Annotated in this window: 13 protein-coding genes; 12 read left to right on the top strand and 1 reads right to left on the bottom strand. The window is 66.1% G+C overall.

The features are described from left to right. Position 1: 1 nt before the first annotated feature. Positions 2 to 2,002 carry a transketolase gene (gene tkt / locus I5R65_RS09780; protein ID WP_370461005.1) on the bottom strand — a complete coding sequence of 667 codons (2,001 nt, stop codon included), beginning with the start codon at positions 2,000 to 2,002 and terminating at the stop codon, positions 2 to 4. Positions 2,003 to 2,217: 215 nt separating this feature from the next. Between tkt and I5R65_RS09775 the strand changes: the two genes are divergently transcribed. The 12 genes from I5R65_RS09775 to hpxZ all read left to right on the top strand — a co-directional run bounded on the left by I5R65_RS09775 (position 2,218) and on the right by hpxZ (position 14,483). Next, positions 2,218 to 2,943, top strand: coding sequence for a 16S rRNA (uracil(1498)-N(3))-methyltransferase (locus I5R65_RS09775; RefSeq protein ID WP_180670675.1), 726 nt, complete (start codon positions 2,218 to 2,220; stop codon positions 2,941 to 2,943). A gap of 253 nt (positions 2,944 to 3,196) precedes the next feature. Next, a complete protein-coding gene (gene atzF, locus I5R65_RS09770; protein ID WP_219341888.1) occupies positions 3,197 to 5,053 on the top strand; it encodes an allophanate hydrolase in 1,857 nt (618 codons plus the stop codon). 39 nt (positions 5,054 to 5,092) lie between these two features. Continuing rightward, the gene (locus I5R65_RS09765; protein ID WP_180670674.1) at positions 5,093 to 6,106 is read left to right on the top strand and encodes an ABC transporter substrate-binding protein; all 1,014 of its coding nucleotides are present in this window, start codon (positions 5,093 to 5,095) and stop codon (positions 6,104 to 6,106) included. A 7-nt stretch (positions 6,107 to 6,113) separates the two neighbouring features. Continuing rightward, a complete protein-coding gene (locus tag I5R65_RS09760) occupies positions 6,114 to 6,953 on the top strand; it encodes an ABC transporter permease (RefSeq protein ID WP_180670673.1) in 840 nt (279 codons plus the stop codon). After that, a complete protein-coding gene (locus tag I5R65_RS09755) occupies positions 6,950 to 7,807 on the top strand; it encodes an ABC transporter ATP-binding protein (protein ID WP_180670672.1) in 858 nt (285 codons plus the stop codon). Before I5R65_RS09760 ends, I5R65_RS09755 begins: the two co-directional genes overlap by 4 nt. 102 nt (positions 7,808 to 7,909) lie before the next feature. Continuing rightward, complete coding sequence (locus tag I5R65_RS09750) at positions 7,910 to 9,007, top strand: BMP family ABC transporter substrate-binding protein (protein ID WP_180670671.1); 1,098 nt, start codon at positions 7,910 to 7,912, stop codon at positions 9,005 to 9,007. 22 nt (positions 9,008 to 9,029) lie between these two features. Beyond that, positions 9,030 to 10,187, top strand: coding sequence for an ABC transporter permease (locus I5R65_RS09745; protein ID WP_180670670.1), 1,158 nt, complete (start codon positions 9,030 to 9,032; stop codon positions 10,185 to 10,187). Continuing rightward, a complete protein-coding gene (locus I5R65_RS09740; protein WP_180670669.1) occupies positions 10,180 to 11,100 on the top strand; it encodes an ABC transporter permease in 921 nt (306 codons plus the stop codon). The genes I5R65_RS09745 and I5R65_RS09740 overlap by 8 nt, the downstream gene beginning before the upstream one ends. 44 nt (positions 11,101 to 11,144) lie before the next feature. Further along, positions 11,145 to 11,840 (top strand): cysteine hydrolase family protein, encoded by a 696-nt coding sequence (locus I5R65_RS09735; RefSeq protein WP_180670668.1) that lies wholly within the window; start codon positions 11,145 to 11,147, stop codon positions 11,838 to 11,840. 2 nt (positions 11,841 to 11,842) lie between these two features. Further along, positions 11,843 to 13,429 (top strand): ABC transporter ATP-binding protein, encoded by a 1,587-nt coding sequence (locus tag I5R65_RS09730; protein WP_180670667.1) that lies wholly within the window; start codon positions 11,843 to 11,845, stop codon positions 13,427 to 13,429. Next, positions 13,426 to 14,109, top strand: a complete 684-nt coding sequence (locus tag I5R65_RS09725; RefSeq protein ID WP_180670666.1) for a cysteine hydrolase family protein — start codon at positions 13,426 to 13,428, stop codon at positions 14,107 to 14,109. Before I5R65_RS09730 ends, I5R65_RS09725 begins: the two co-directional genes overlap by 4 nt. Further along, positions 14,106 to 14,483, top strand: a complete 378-nt coding sequence (gene hpxZ, locus I5R65_RS09720) for an oxalurate catabolism protein HpxZ (protein WP_006463152.1) — start codon at positions 14,106 to 14,108, stop codon at positions 14,481 to 14,483. Before I5R65_RS09725 ends, hpxZ begins: the two co-directional genes overlap by 4 nt. The last annotated feature ends 14 nt before the right edge of the window (positions 14,484 to 14,497 follow it).

Below are 14,497 nucleotides of genomic sequence, written 5' to 3'. Positions count from 1 at the left end.
CTCAAGCCAGCACTGCCTTGGCCTTGGCCACCACGTTCTCGACGGTGAAGCCGAAGTGCTTGAACAACACGCCGGCCGGTGCCGATTCGCCGAAGGTGTCGATCCCGACCACGGCGCCTTCCAGGCCCACGTACTTGTACCAGAAGTCGGTCACACCGGCCTCGATGGCCACGCGCGGAATGCCACGCGGCAGCACCGTTGCCTTGTAGGCCGAATCCTGGCGGTCGAACACGTCGGTCGAGGGCATCGAGACGATACGCACGGCGATGCCTTCGGCGCTCAGGGCGTCGGCAGCCTTGGTAGCCAGCTCGATTTCGGAACCGGTGGCGATCAGCACCACCTTGGCATTGGGCGCGTCACGCAACACGTAGCCGCCGCGTGCGATGTCCTTGACCTGGGCATCGGTGCGCTCCTGGAAGGGCAGGTTCTGGCGCGAGAAGATCAGGGTACTCGGACCGTCGTTACGCTTGATCGACTCGGCCCAGGCCACGGCGGTCTCGGTGGTATCGCACGGACGCCAGTTGTCCAGGTTGGGGATCAGACGCAGGCTGGAGACGTGTTCCACCGACTGGTGGGTGGGGCCGTCTTCGCCCAGGCCGATGGAGTCGTGGGTGAACACGAACAGCGTGCGGATCTTCATCAGCGCGGCCATGCGCAGGGCATTGCGGCTGTAGTCGGAGAAGGTCAGGAAGGTGGCGCCGAAGGGCAGGTAGCCGCCATGCAGGGCGATACCGTTCATCATGGCGCTCATGCCGAACTCGCGCACACCGTAGTTGATGTGGTTGCCGCGCTGGTCGGCGCGCACGGCCACCGATTCCTTCCAGTTGGTCAGGTTCGAGCCGGTCAGGTCGGCCGAGCCGCCCAGGAATTCCGGCAGTGCCTGCGCATAGGCCTGGATGGCGTTCTGGCTGGCCTTGCGGGTGGCGATGGTTTCCTTCTTTTCCAGCGTGGAATTGATATAGGCGGTCACCGTCGATTCGAACGCGGCCGGCAGTTCGCCCTTCAGGCGGCGCAGCAGTTCGGCGGCTTCGGCCGGGAACTGGGCGGCATAGGTATCGAAGGTCTGCTTCCAGCTGGATTCGAAATCGGCACCGGTGGCCTTGGCGTCCCAGGCGGCGTAGACATCGGCCGGGATCTCGAAGGGAGCGGCGGACCAGCCCAGCGCCTCGCGCACGGCGGCGATTTCCTTGTCACCCAGGGCGGCGCCGTGGACCTTGTCGGTACCGGCCAGGTTGGGCGAACCCTTGCCGATGACGGTACGGCAGCAGATCAGGGTCGGCTTGTCGGCCAGCTTGGCCTGGTGGATGGCGGCGCTGACCGCCTCGACGTTGTGGCCGTCGACAGCCGGGATGACGTTCCAGCCGTAGGCTTCGAAGCGCTTCGGGGTGTCGTCCTTGAACCAGCCTTCGACGTGGCCGTCGATGGAGATGCCGTTGTCGTCATACAGCACGATCAGCTTGGACAGGTTCAGCACGCCCGCCAGCGAGCAGGCCTCGTGCGAGATGCCTTCCATCAGGCAGCCGTCGCCGACGAAGGCATAGGTGTAATGATCGACCACGGACAGGCCGGGCTTGTTGAATTCGGCCGCCAGCAGCTTTTCGGCCAGCGCCATGCCCACGGCATTGGTGATGCCCTGGCCCAGCGGGCCGGTGGTGGTTTCCACGCCCGGGGTGATGTGCACTTCGGGGTGGCCGGCGGTCTTGGAATGCAGCTGGCGGAAGTTCTTGATGTCGTCCATCGACAGGTCGTAGCCGGTCAGGTGCAGCAGGGCGTACTGCAGCATGGAGCCGTGGCCGTTGGAGAGCACGAAGCGGTCGCGGTTGGCCCACTGCGGATTGGCCGGATTGTGGCGATAGTGCTTGGCCCACAGGGCGACTGCGATTTCCGCCATCCCCATCGGCATGCCCGGGTGACCGGAATTGGCTTTCTGAACGGCGTCCATCGCCAGCGCGCGGATCGCGTTGGCCATCTTGTCGGTGGGGAGAGTGGAAATCATGTCGATGTCTGTGTGTGCTGTGCTGGAGGCGCCGACTGGCGCATGAATCGGGTTCTGAAGCCAAAGCGCCCGCCCGGAATACCCGGGACAAGCGCGGGGCCGTATTTTACCAGAGTGCGTCGGGGGGATTAAAATTCGGGGTCGGTCTATGAATCGTCTGACAAGGTTTATCGATGTTTCTTGCATTTTCTTGATCTTCATCGCCCCCCAGGACCCTGCCCATGCCCCGTTTCTATCTACCGCAACCCCTGGCTATCGGTTCGGCCGTGGTCCTGCCCGAGCAGATTGCCCATCACGTGCAGGTGCTGCGCCTGCAGCCGGGCGACACCATCACGCTCTTCAATGGCGAAGGGGGTGAATACACCGCCAGCCTCACCGCCATCGAAAAGAAGCGCGCCCACGCCGAACCCAAGACCTTCTCCCCGCGCGAAGCCGAACTGCCCTACGGCCTGACCCTGGCCCAGGCCCTGCCAGAGGGGTCGAAGATGGACTGGATCGTCGAAAAAGCCGTGGAACTGGGCGCCACCGCCCTCCAGCCGCTGGCTGCGCAGCGCTGCGTAGTGCGACTCTCGGGCGAACGCGCCGAAAAGAAACAGGCCCATTGGCAAGGCATCATCCATGCCGCCGCCGAACAATGCGGCCGCAACCGCCTGCCGCATCTCGCCGAAGTGACCGATTTCAAGCGCTGGATCGCCCAGAGCGATCTGCACCGGCGCATCCTGCTCTCACCCCGTGGCGAGCAGCCGCTCTCCGGCTGGGCCCGCCACCAGCCGCCACAGGCGGTGACACTGATGGTCGGCCCGGAAGGCGGCTTCAGCGAGGAAGAAGAAAACCTGGCCTGCGCCCAGGGCGCGCTGATGCTGTCCATGGGCAACCGCGTGCTGCGCACCGAGACCGCCGGGCTGGCCGCCCTGGCTGCCCTGAATGCGGTATGGGGCGAACTGTAATATCCGACTGACCCGACCTGCCGCCTAAACGTGCAGACCCGCCGTACTTGAGGTGCAAAAACGGCGCAGGCCTCACCAATTTGTCTCATCGACAAGCTGCGCCGTTGCCCCTGTGACATCCTGCCGTGCGGCAATTTCCGCCGCAAAGCCGCTTCCCGCCTGACTTCACCCTCACCCCGCAGCGCCCGACGATGGCCTGGCACGCCTTCTGCTTAAAGATATTCAATCTTGTATTCAAGTTTGAATATCCAAAATGAACGCTACCCAGACCCCGCAACAAGCTGCCTTCCAAGCCGCCGATATCCACGCCAGCGCCGGCGCGGACAGCCCCACCATCGCCGCCACCCTGGCCGCCTACCGCGAGGGGCGCAGCACCCCCGGCAAGACCGTGGCCGATCTGCTGGCGCGCATCGACGGCGGCGGTCGCAATGAAGTCTGGATCAGCCGGGTGCCGCCCAAGCAGCTCAAGCAACAGGCCGCCGCGTTGGACCTGATGCTGCAGATCAAGGGCGAGGTGGTGTTCGAGACCATGCCGCTGTTCGGTATTCCCTTCGCGGTCAAGGACAACATCGACGTGGCCGACATGTCCACCACCGGCGCCTGTCCAGAATTCGGCCGCCTGGCCAGCGAGAGCGCCACCGTGGTGCAGCGCCTGCAGGCTGCCGGCGCCCTGCTGGTGGGCAAGACCAACCTCGACCAGTTCGCCACCGGGCTGGTGGGGGTGCGCTCGCCCTACGGCGCGGTGCGCAATGCGATCAAGCCGCAGTATGTCTCGGGCGGGTCCAGTTCCGGTTCGGCCGTGGCCGTGGCGCTGGGGCAGGTGATGTTTTCGCTGGGGACCGATACCGCCGGCTCGGGCCGCGTGCCGGCCGCCTTCAACCATCTGGTGGGCCTCAAGCCGACCAAGGGACTCATCAGCGCACGTGGCCTGGTGCCGGCCTGCCGCACGCTGGACTGCATTTCCATCTTTGCCCACGATGTGGCCGACGCCTGGCGCGTGCTGCACAGCGCCGCCGGCTACGACGCCGAGGACGGCTATTCGCGCCGCCCGGCGATGCTGGGCGTGAAGCGCCGTGGCTACCGCATCGCCATTCCTGATGTCTGCGAGTTCTACGGCGACACGGTCGCCCAGGAAGCCTGGGAGCGCAGCCTGGCGCAGATCGCGGCACTGCCCGGCGTGACGCTGGCACGCATTCCCTTCGCCCCCTTCAGCGATGCCGCGCAACTGCTGTACCAGGGTCCCTGGGTGGCTGAACGCCGCGCCGCGCTGGGCGACTTCTTCCTGGAAAATCCGCAGGCCATCGACCCGGTGGTGCATCAGATCACCGCCCAGTCGGACAATTACGACGCAGTGGATGCCTTCAATGCCCAGTACCGCCTGGCCGACCTGCGGCGCGAGGCCGAAGACCTGCTCGAAGGCAGCGACCTGATGCTGGTGCCGACCACCACCACCTTCCCCACCGTCGCCGAGGTCCAGGCCGATCCAGTGGTGCGCAATTCGCAACTGGGCTACTACACCAACTTCGTCAACCTGATGGACATGGCGGCCCTGGCCATTCCCGGCGTGTGGCGGCGCGATGGCCTGCCGGCCGGCGTGACCCTGATCGGCCCGGCCGGGTCCGACCACCTGCTGGCCGAGGCCGGTGCGCGCCTGCAACAGCAACTGGGCGGTGCCGCCCAGGCCGATGCGATTGCCGCCGCGCCGCTGCCCTTCAATGAAAGCACCATCAAGGTCTGCGTGGTCGGCGCCCACCTCGCCGGCCAGCCCCTGAACTGGCAATTGCTGGAAGCCGGGGGCCGCCGCGTGGCCGTCACCCACACCGCCGCCCAGTACCGCCTGTATGCGCTGGCCGGCACCACGCCGCCCAAACCCGGCCTGGCCCGCACCGAAGGCGATGGCGCCGCCATCGCGGTGGAAGTGTGGGAAATGCCGCTGCGCCAGTTCGGCGGCTTCGTGGCCGCCATTCCGGCGCCGCTGGGCATCGGCACGGTGGAGCTGGCCGACGGCAGCAGCGTCAAGGGCTTCATCTGCGAGCCGGCCGGCATTGCCGGCGCCACCGACATCACCCACCACGGCGGCTGGGTCCGCTACCTCGATTCGCTGAACTGACACGACCGATACGACCGACACCTCACCACGGAGCTGCTCATGAAAAAGAACACCCTCTCCCCCCTGCAGGACACCACCCGCCGCCGCTTCATCGCCCAGGCCGGTGTGGTGGCGGCCACCGCCGCCATCGCCGGTGCACCGGCCATCCTGCGCGCGCAGACGCCGCCGATCCGCATCGGCTACTGGCCGGTGGCCGCCGGCCTGCCCTTCTACGCCGCCGTGGAAGCGGGCTATTTCAAGGAGGCCGGGCTGGAAGTGCAGGCCATCAAGTTCGCCGGTGCCCAGCAGGTGATGGAAGCCATGCTGGCCGGCCGCGCCGACGGCTCGGCCAATGGCACCGGGGCCGGCAACCTGGCCATCGGCGAGATCGCGCAGCCGGGCCTGTTCAAGATCTTCGCCACCAATCCCAGCAATGCCAAGTACGTGCTCGATGAATTCCTCGTGCCCAAGGACAGCCCGGTCAAATCGATTGCCGAATTGAAGGGCAAGAAGGTCGCCTCCGGCCCCGGCATCCAGAACGTCACGCTGGCCAAGACCGTGCTGGAACGGGCCGGTGCCACCGGTGCCACCGTGGTGGAGCTGCCCATCGGCCAGCACGTGGCCTCGCTGGCGGCCGGCCAGGTCGATGCGGCCTACACGCTGGAACCCACCGGCACCGTGGGCCGCATGAACAACACCACCCGCGTGCTGGAAGCAGGCGTGATCGCCAAGTACATCCTGGGCGACCCGATGGCGCCCTGGCATGGCGGCGCGGCGGCGCTGACCACGGAATTCATCAAGAAGCATCCCGAGGTAGCCCGCAAGTACATCGCCGCCTATGCGCGTGGCATCGAACTGGTGCGCAACAAGCCCGACCAGGCGCGCACCTACCTCAAGGGCTATACCGCCATCGAGGGCTCGCTCACCAATGAAGTGCCGCTGGCGGCCTACATGCTCTACAACGAGTTCAAGCCCAGCGATATCGCCTACTTCCAGAAGTTCTACGACCTGTTCGTCGAGAAGGGTGTGTTCTCGCAGCGCATCGTGGTCGACAACCTGATCTACAAGGGCTGAGGCCATCATGAACGAGACCGTCGCTCCTTCCGTGACCGTGGCCGCCAGCAAGCCCACGGCGACTGCGCCCCCAACAACCGTCGTGCGCAAGCGCCCGGCACTGGGCCGGCTCTTGCCCATCGTCGGTCCCATCGCGCTGTTCGTGGTGTGGGACCTGGTGGTGCGCGCCGGCTGGATCAAGGCGATCCTGCTGCCGCCACCCGAAGCCACGCTCATGGCCATGCTCAAGGGCCTGGCCGGGGGGCCGCTGCTGATGGACTTCAGCGTCACGGTGGTGCGCACGCTGGAGGCCTTCGTCATCGCCATGGTGCTGGGCGTGCCCATCGGGGTACTGTTGGGCAGCAATGAACGCGCCTACCGCAGCGTGGAATTCCTGATCGACTTCTTCCGTTCCACACCGTCGTCGGCGCTGATCCCGCTGTTCCTGCTGATCTTCGGCGTCTCCGACATCAACAAGGTCGCCATCGCTGCCTTCGGCGCCTTCCTGATCGTGCTCTTCAACAGCGCCTATGGCGTGCTCAACGCCCGCAAGCAGCGCGTCATGGCGGCCAAGGTGATGGGGGCGTCACGCTGGCGCATCTTCTGCGACGTGCTGCTGTGGGAAAGCCTGCAGGCCACCTTCGTGGGCCTGCGCAGCGCGGTCTCGATGGCGCTGGTGATCGTGATCGTGGCGGAGATGTTCATCGGCTCCGAGAACGGTCTGGGTCACCGCATCATCGATACCCAGCAGGTCCTGAACGTACGCGAGATGTATGCCGCCATCCTCGCGGCCGGCGCCCTCGGATACGTGCTGAACGTGGTCTTCATCATCATCGAAAAACGTATCGTCCACTGGAGCGGAAGATGAGCGTCGTCATCAGTCCCAAGATCGACCTGCCCCCGGAAACCCCTTTCCTTCCCGGGCCGCCAGGCACCCATATCACCATTCGCGGCCTGACCAAGCATTTCGCCGGCTGGCCCCTGTACGAGAATTTCGACCTGGACATCCCCAAGCAGCAGATCGTCTCGGTCTTCGGCCCCAATGGCTGCGGCAAGTCCACGCTGATCAACATGATCGCCGGGCTCATCCCCATCGACGCCGGCCAGATCCTGTTCGACGGCAAGTCGCTGGCCCAGACCAAGATCGGCTACGTATTCCAGAACTACCGCGATGCCATGTTCCCGTGGCTGCGCACCATCGACAACATCGCCTATCCCCTGAAACTGGAAGGCAAGTCCAAGGCTGAGATCAAGCACCGGGTCGATGAACTGGTGGCGTCCTTCGACGTCAAGTTCGACCTCATGCGCTACCCCTACGAGCTGTCCGGCGGCCAGCAGCAGACCGCCTCCATCATGCGCGCCCTGGCGCCGGGGCCGGAAGTGCTGTTCCTGGACGAACCCTTCTCGGCGCTGGATTTCGAGATGACGCTGTTCATTCGCGAAAAGCTGCAGCAGGTCTTCATGCAGACCGGCACCACCATGGTCCTGGTCTCGCACGACCTGGAAGAAGCGGTCTATCTGGCCGACCAGATCCTGCTGCTGACCAAGCGCCCGACGGCGGTGGCAGACATCTTGCATTACCAGGATGCGCGACCGCGTACGGTGGAGACGCTGTCGCAGGCGGGCTTCATCGCGGCCAAGAAGCTGTCCATGGAAATCTTCCAGCGCGAAGTGCGCAAACCGGCGCGGATGCAGGCGCCGGGGACATTGAGCCTGTCCTGATCCTGAATGCCGTAGCCCCTGGCCGCCATCCCTGGCCAATAGACCGACCCGACGACCCAACCATTCGACCATCCACCCACGCCTAGACTGGAGCGCAACAACATGAAAAACCGCCGCGATTTTCTGAAACTGTCCGGAGCCGCCGCCCTGGGCGCCGCCTTCCCGCTTGACCTGCTGGCTGCGGGTCCCTTGACCGTGGGCTTCATCTATGTCGGCGCGCGTGATGATTTCGGCTACAACCAGTCGCATGCGCAAGCCGCCGCCATCATCAAGAAGATGCCGGGCGTGAAGGTGATCGAAGAAGAAAAGGTCCCCGAGACCGTGGCCGTGCAAAAGACCATGGAAGCCATGATCCAGCAGGATGGCGCCACCCTGCTCTTCCCCACCTCCTTCGGCTACTTCGACCCGCATGTCCTGAAGATCGCCGAGAAATATCCCAAGGTGCGCATCGCCCACTGTGGCGGCCTGTGGACCGCCGGCAAGCATCCGATGAACGTGGGCAGCTTCTTCGGCTACATCGAGGAATGCGAATACCTCTCCGGTGTCGTGGCCGGCCACATGAGCAAGAGCAAGAAGCTGGCCTTCATCGCCGCCAAGCCCATCCCGCAGGTACTGCGCAACATCAACGCCTTCACCCTGGGCGCGCAGTCGGTCGATCCTTCCATCACCTGCCACGTCATCTTCACCGGTGACTGGTCGCTGCCGGTGAAGGAAGCCGAAGCCGCCAACAGCCTCATCGACCAGGGTTGCGACGTCATCACCTGCCACGTCGATGGCCCCAAGGTGATCGTCGAGACCGCCGAGAAGCGCGGCATCATGACCACCGGCTATCACGCCAGCCAGGCTGCGCTGGCGCCCAAGGGCTACCTCACCGGCGCCGAGTGGAACTGGGCCACACCCTATACCGAGATCGTCAAGGCCACGCTGGAAGGCAAGCCCATGATCAACTTCCTGCGCGGCGGCCTGAAGGACAACTTCGTGAAGATGTCGCCCTACGGCGCGGCCGTGAGCGCTCCGGCCAAGAAGAAGGCGGACGACATCAAGGCCCAGATGCTGGCCGGCAAGTTCCAGATCTTCAAGGGACCGATCAAGGACAACAAGGGCAATACCGTGATACCGGCCGGCACCACCCAGGTCCAGACCGATGTGGCGCTGGAGAAGATGAATTACCTGGTGGCCGGCGTGGTCGGCCAGGTCTGACGCGAGCACGCAGGACGGCACCATGACTACCCTCCCCGCTCCCGGCGTGGCTGCGCCGACCGGACCGACGGCCTCGCCCTGGCGCAGGCTGCGGTCGGCCTTGCTCAATGGCGTGGCGCCGGCCCTGCCGACCTTGTGCGCCCTGGCCGGCACGCTGCTGTTGTTCGTGCTGTTCCTGCTGGTGCAAGGCAAGCCGGCGGGCGATGCCTGCCTGCTGATCTACCAGGGCGCCTTCGGCACCCTGTTCGCCTGGCAGAACACGCTGCAGCGCGCCGCGCCCCTGCTGCTGACCGCCCTGTGCGTGGCCTTGCCGGCACGGGTGGGGCTCATCGTCATCGGGGGCGAAGGCGCACTGGCGCTGGGCGGACTGGCGGCGGCGGTGATGCCGCAACTGCTGCCGGGCCTGCCGGCGCTGGTGATGCTGGTGCTCATGGCCGTGGCCGCCATGCTGGCCGGTGGCCTGTGGATCGCCTTGTGCGGCGGGCTGCGCCAGTGGCGCGGTGTCAACGAGACGATCTCCAGCCTGTTGCTGTCCTATCTCGCCGTAGCGGTCTTCAAGCATCTGGTGGAAGGCCCGCTGCGCGACCCGGCCAGCTTGAACAAGCCCTCCACCCTGCCTTTGCCGGACCCCTACCTGGTGGGTTCGCTGCCGGGGCTGGATGTGCATTGGGGCCTGGCCTGGGGCGCCATCGCCTGTATCGCGGCCTGGGTCTTCCTGCGCCATAGCGTGTCCGGTTTTGCCATGGGCGTGGTGGGCGGCAATGTGCGCACGGCGCGGCTGGTAGGACTGTCGGTCAATCGCCTGGTCCTCACGGCCTGCGCGCTGGGAGGCGCAGCGGCCGGACTGGCGGGCATGTTCGAGGTCAGTGCCGTGCAGGGCAGCGCCACCAGTGCGCTGCTGGCCGGCTATGGCTTCTCAGGCATCCTGGTGGCCTTCGCGGCGCGCCAGAATCCGCTGGCCATCATCGTCTGCGCAATCGTCATCGGTGGCGTGGAAGCCAGCGGCAGCCTGCTGCAACGCCGACTGGATCTGCCCGACGCCACCACGCTGGTACTGCAGGGCCTGCTGTTCTGCAACCTGCTGGCCTGGGAGTCCATCACCGGCCGCCTGGCCGCCCTGAAGCTGCGCTGGCAGCAGGCGGCGCCAACCCTCCCGAGCAAGGAGTCCCGCCATGCATGACTTCGACTATGCGACCCTGCTGCTGGCGCTGTTTGCCGGGGCGATCCGGGTCGGCACACCCTTCCTCTTCGTCAGCCTGGGCGAATGCCTCACCGAAAAAGGCGGGCGCGTGAACCTGGGGCTGGAAGGCATCCTGGTCTGCGGCGCCATGACCGGCTATGCGGCCTCCTTCTACACCGGCTCGGCCTGGCTGGGGGTGCTGGCGGCGAGCTGTTCGGGCTTGCTGCTGGGGGTGCTGCACGGGGTGGTGTGTTCGCTGCCACGGGTCAACGACATCGCCTTCGGCATTGCCTTGATGCTGCTGGGCACCGGCCTGGCCTTCTTCCTGGGCAAGCCCTTCATCCAGCCGCAGGCGCCGATGCTGCCTTCCATCGACCTGGGCGCCTGGAGCAGCAATGAGCGCTTGCACCACGCCTTGCAGATCAATGCGCTGTTCTTCGTTGGCGTGGCGCTGGCCCTGCTGCTGCAATGGGGCCTGTCGGCCACGCGCTGGGGCCTGGCGCTGCGGCTGGTGGGCGACCATGCCGAAACCGCCCGCGCCCTGGGGTATCGCCTGACCGGCACGCGTATTGCAGCCACCGCCGCAGGCGGATTCCTGGCAGCGGTGGGCGGCGCCTATCTCTCGCTGTACTACCCCGGCAGCTGGAACGAAGGTCTCTCCAGCGGCCAGGGCCTGATGGCGGTGGCGCTGGTGATCTTCGCGCGCTGGCAGCCCTGGCGCTGCCTGCTGGCGGCGCTGCTGTTCGGTGCGGCCGGCGCGCTGGGCCCGGCGCTGCAGGCGGTGGGCGTGACCTCCGGTTACTACCTCTTCAATGCCGCGCCCTATGCGCTGACGCTCTTGATCATGATCCTCACCTGCCGTCCCGACCGCACGCTCTCCAGCGCCCCGGGCGAACTGAGCCTGACCCGATAATTCCGATAATTCCGATAGTCCCGACAATCAAGCTAGGAGCCACCATGTCCGAACTCTTCATCAAGGCCGAACCCTATGCCTGGCCCTACGATGGCGCCCTGACCCCGGCCAATACCGCGCTCATCGTCATCGACATGCAGACCGATTTCTGCGGCATCGGCGGTTACGTCGACAAGATGGGATACGACCTCTCGCTCACGCGCGCGCCGATCGCGCCGATCAAGCGCGTGCTGGCCGCCATGCGCGCCGGCGGCTACACCATCATCCACACCCGCGAAGGCCACCGCCCCGATCTCTCCGACCTGCCCGCCAACAAGCGCTGGCGCTCGCGCCAGATCGGCACCAATGGCGTGGGCATCGGCGACGCCGGCCCCTGCGGCCGCATCCTGGTGCGCGGCGAGCCGGGCTGGGAAATCATCCCGGAACTGGCGCCCATCGCCGGCGAGATCATCATCGACAAGCCCGGCAAGGGCTCCTTCTGCGCCACCGACCTGGAAATGGTCCTGCACACCCGGGGCATCCGCAACATCGTGCTGACCGGCATCACCACCGATGTCTGCGTGCACACCACCATGCGCGAGGCCAATGACCGTGGCTTCGAATGCGTGATGCTCTCCGACTGCTGTGGCGCCACCGATCACAACAACCACCTGGCAGCACTGTCGATGATCAAGATGCAGGGTGGCGTCTTCGGCGCGGTCTCGGATTCGACTGCGCTGATCGATGTGATCGGAGGCTGATCATGCACGCGCTCGAGCTGGAAATCCTCGGCGCCGGCAAGTCCTTCGGCAGCTTCCGGGCGCTGGACGAGGTGTCCCTGAAGATACGCGCCGGCACCATCCATGCCCTGCTGGGAGAGAACGGCGCCGGCAAGAGCACGCTGGTCAAGGGACTGGTCGGCTATAGCCCGCTCGACCAGGGCAGCGTCATGGCCGATCAACGCGAGGTGGACATCCGTGGCGCACGCACCCCTAACCAGTTGGGCATCGGGATGGTCTACCAGCACTTCACGCTGGCGCCCAGCCTGAACGTGGCCGAAAACCTGCTGCTGGCGCGGGGCGACCTGCCCTGGCGCATCCGCTGGGGCAGCGAGCGCGCGGCGCTGGAAGAATTCATGGCGCGCATGCCCTTCCGGCTGGCGCTGGACCGGGCGGTGAGCAGCCTGTCGGCCGGCGAAAAACAGAAGCTGGAAATCCTCAAGCAACTCTATCTGCGGCGCCGCTTCCTGATCCTGGATGAACCGACCTCGGTGCTCACGCCCCAGGAGGCCGACGAAGTGCTGGGCCTGATGCATGCCCTGACACGCCAGCAGGAACTGACGGTGCTGATGATCACCCACAAGTTCCACGAAGTGAGCGCCTATGCCGACGATGTCACCGTGCTGCGCAAGGGTCGGCTGGTGGGCAGCGCCCGCGTGGCCGATACCAGCCCGGACGAGCTGGCGCACTGGATGATGGGCCATGCCCGCCAGGAAAAGGCCCAGGTGGCGCGCCCTGCGGTGCCAGCGCAGGCATCGGTGGGACTGGAGGTGCGCGAGCTGACCGTCAACAATGATCGCGGCGTGGCGGCGGTGCGCGCGCTTTCACTGCAAGTCAGACAGGGCGAGATCGTGGGGCTGGCCGGCATCTCCGGCAATGGCCAGAAGGAACTGGTGGAAGCCCTGCTGGGCCAGCGTCGCCCTCTGCAGGGCGCTATCCACGTGGCCGGTGCGCCCTACGCCGCCACCCGCGAAGAGATGCGCCGCCTGCGCGTGTTCGCGTTGCCGGAAGAACCGCTGCGCAATGCCTGCATCCCGGGCATGAGCGTGGCCGAGAACATGGCACTGCGCAATTTCGATGTCGCCCCCTTCAAGCGCGGCGGCTGGCGCATCGACCGGGCCGCCATGAAGCGCCAGGCGCAGTCGCTCATCAGCGCCTTCAACGTCAAGCCGCCGCTGCCGGAACGCGCCATCGGCACGCTCTCCGGCGGCAACGTGCAGCGCGCCGTGCTGGCCCGTGAGCTGGGCGAACATGCGGCCGATGGCGGCGCCGATAGTGCCGGCGCGCCCAATGTGCTGATCGTGGCCAACCCGGTGTTCGGCCTGGACTTCGCCTCGGTGGCCGACATCCACGCCCGCCTGCTGCAGGCCCGCGCACGCGGAGCGGCGGTGTTGCTGGTCAGCGAAGACCTGGACGAATTGCTGGAACTGTCCGACCGCATCCTCGTGATGACCGAAGGCCGCATCGAACATGTGGCGCAGGACGTCGCCACCCGGGGTGCCGACCGCGCCGCGCTGGGCCGCTGGATGGCGGGCCACTCCGAACAACCCACTCACGCCGAGGCCGCATGATCCGTATCGACGCCGCTCCCTACCCTTACCAGTTCCACCCGCGCAGCACGGCGCTGGTGGTGATCGACATGCAGCGCGACTTCATCGAGGAAGGCGGCTTCGGCAGTGCCCTCGGCAATGACGTGCGGCCACTGGCGGCCATCGTGCCCACCGTGGCGGTGCTGCTGCAGCTGGCACGCGAGGCCGGCATGCTGGTGGTACATACCCGCGAATCGCACCTGCCGGACCTGTCGGACTGCCCGCGCTCCAAGCGCCTGCGCGGCAACCCGACGCTGGGCATCGGCGATGTCGGACCGATGGGTCGCATCCTGGTGCAAGGCGAGCCAGGCAACCAGATCCTGCCGCAACTGGCCCCGGTGGAAGGCGAACTGGTCATCGACAAACCCGGCAAGGGCGCCTTCTACGCCACCGACCTGCATGCACAACTGCAGGAGCGCGGCATCACGCACCTGCTGGTGGCCGGCGTGACCACCGAGGTCTGCGTGCAGACCTCGATGCGCGAAGCCAATGACCGTGGCTATGAATGTCTGGTGGTGGAGGATGCCTGCGCCAGCTACTTCCCCGACTTCCATCGCACCACGCTGGAGATGCTGACGGCCCAGGGCGGCATCGTCGGCTGGCGCGCCCCGCTGGCACAACTGCAGGCCGGGGTGGCGGCCTACACAGGAGAAAATCCATGATGCAAGTGAACCTGCCGCATGTGGTGGCCGAGGTCGAACAGGCCTTCACCGATTACGAATACGCATTGCTGGTCAATGACATCCCCACCCTGGACCGCTGGTTCTGGTATGCGCCGCAGACCGTGCGCTATGGCGTGGGCGAGGTGCTGCTGGGCGGCGAGGCGATCCGCCAGTACCGCAAGACCTGCACGCCGGTACCGGCCTCGCGCAAGCTGCAGCGCACCGTTGTCACCACCTTCGGCACCGACTATGCTACGGTCTCCACCGAATTCACGGACCACACGTCCGACCGGATCGGCCGTCAGATGCAGACCTGGGTCCGCATGGAAGAAGGCTGGCGCATCGTCGCCGCCCACGTCAGCCTGATGGCATGAGACCGTACCCCGAG

Source organism: Herbaspirillum sp. AP02 (genome assembly GCF_015767275.1).
Taxonomy (GTDB): domain Bacteria; phylum Pseudomonadota; class Gammaproteobacteria; order Burkholderiales; family Burkholderiaceae_D; genus Herbaspirillum.
This window is presented reverse-complemented; position numbering and strand designations above follow the sequence as displayed.

Bases quoted from the DNA above. Each gene is read 5' to 3' on its own strand.
- I5R65_RS09735 (WP_180670668.1), top strand. From the start codon at position 11,145: ATGTCCGAACTCTTCATCAAGGCCGAACCCTATGCCTGGCCCTACGAT.
- I5R65_RS09730 (WP_180670667.1), top strand. From the start codon at position 11,843: ATGCACGCGCTCGAGCTGGAAATCCTCGGCGCCGGCAAGTCCTTCGGC.
- I5R65_RS09725 (WP_180670666.1), top strand. From the start codon at position 13,426: ATGATCCGTATCGACGCCGCTCCCTACCCTTACCAGTTCCACCCGCGC.
- I5R65_RS09740 (WP_180670669.1), top strand. From the start codon at position 10,180: ATGCATGACTTCGACTATGCGACCCTGCTGCTGGCGCTGTTTGCCGGG.
- I5R65_RS09750 (WP_180670671.1), top strand. From the start codon at position 7,910: ATGAAAAACCGCCGCGATTTTCTGAAACTGTCCGGAGCCGCCGCCCTG.
- atzF (WP_219341888.1), top strand. From the start codon at position 3,197: ATGAACGCTACCCAGACCCCGCAACAAGCTGCCTTCCAAGCCGCCGAT.
- I5R65_RS09755 (WP_180670672.1), top strand. From the start codon at position 6,950: ATGAGCGTCGTCATCAGTCCCAAGATCGACCTGCCCCCGGAAACCCCT.
- hpxZ (WP_006463152.1), top strand. From the start codon at position 14,106: ATGATGCAAGTGAACCTGCCGCATGTGGTGGCCGAGGTCGAACAGGCC.
- I5R65_RS09745 (WP_180670670.1), top strand. From the start codon at position 9,030: ATGACTACCCTCCCCGCTCCCGGCGTGGCTGCGCCGACCGGACCGACG.
- I5R65_RS09775 (WP_180670675.1), top strand. From the start codon at position 2,218: ATGCCCCGTTTCTATCTACCGCAACCCCTGGCTATCGGTTCGGCCGTG.
- I5R65_RS09760 (WP_180670673.1), top strand. From the start codon at position 6,114: ATGAACGAGACCGTCGCTCCTTCCGTGACCGTGGCCGCCAGCAAGCCC.
- I5R65_RS09765 (WP_180670674.1), top strand. From the start codon at position 5,093: ATGAAAAAGAACACCCTCTCCCCCCTGCAGGACACCACCCGCCGCCGC.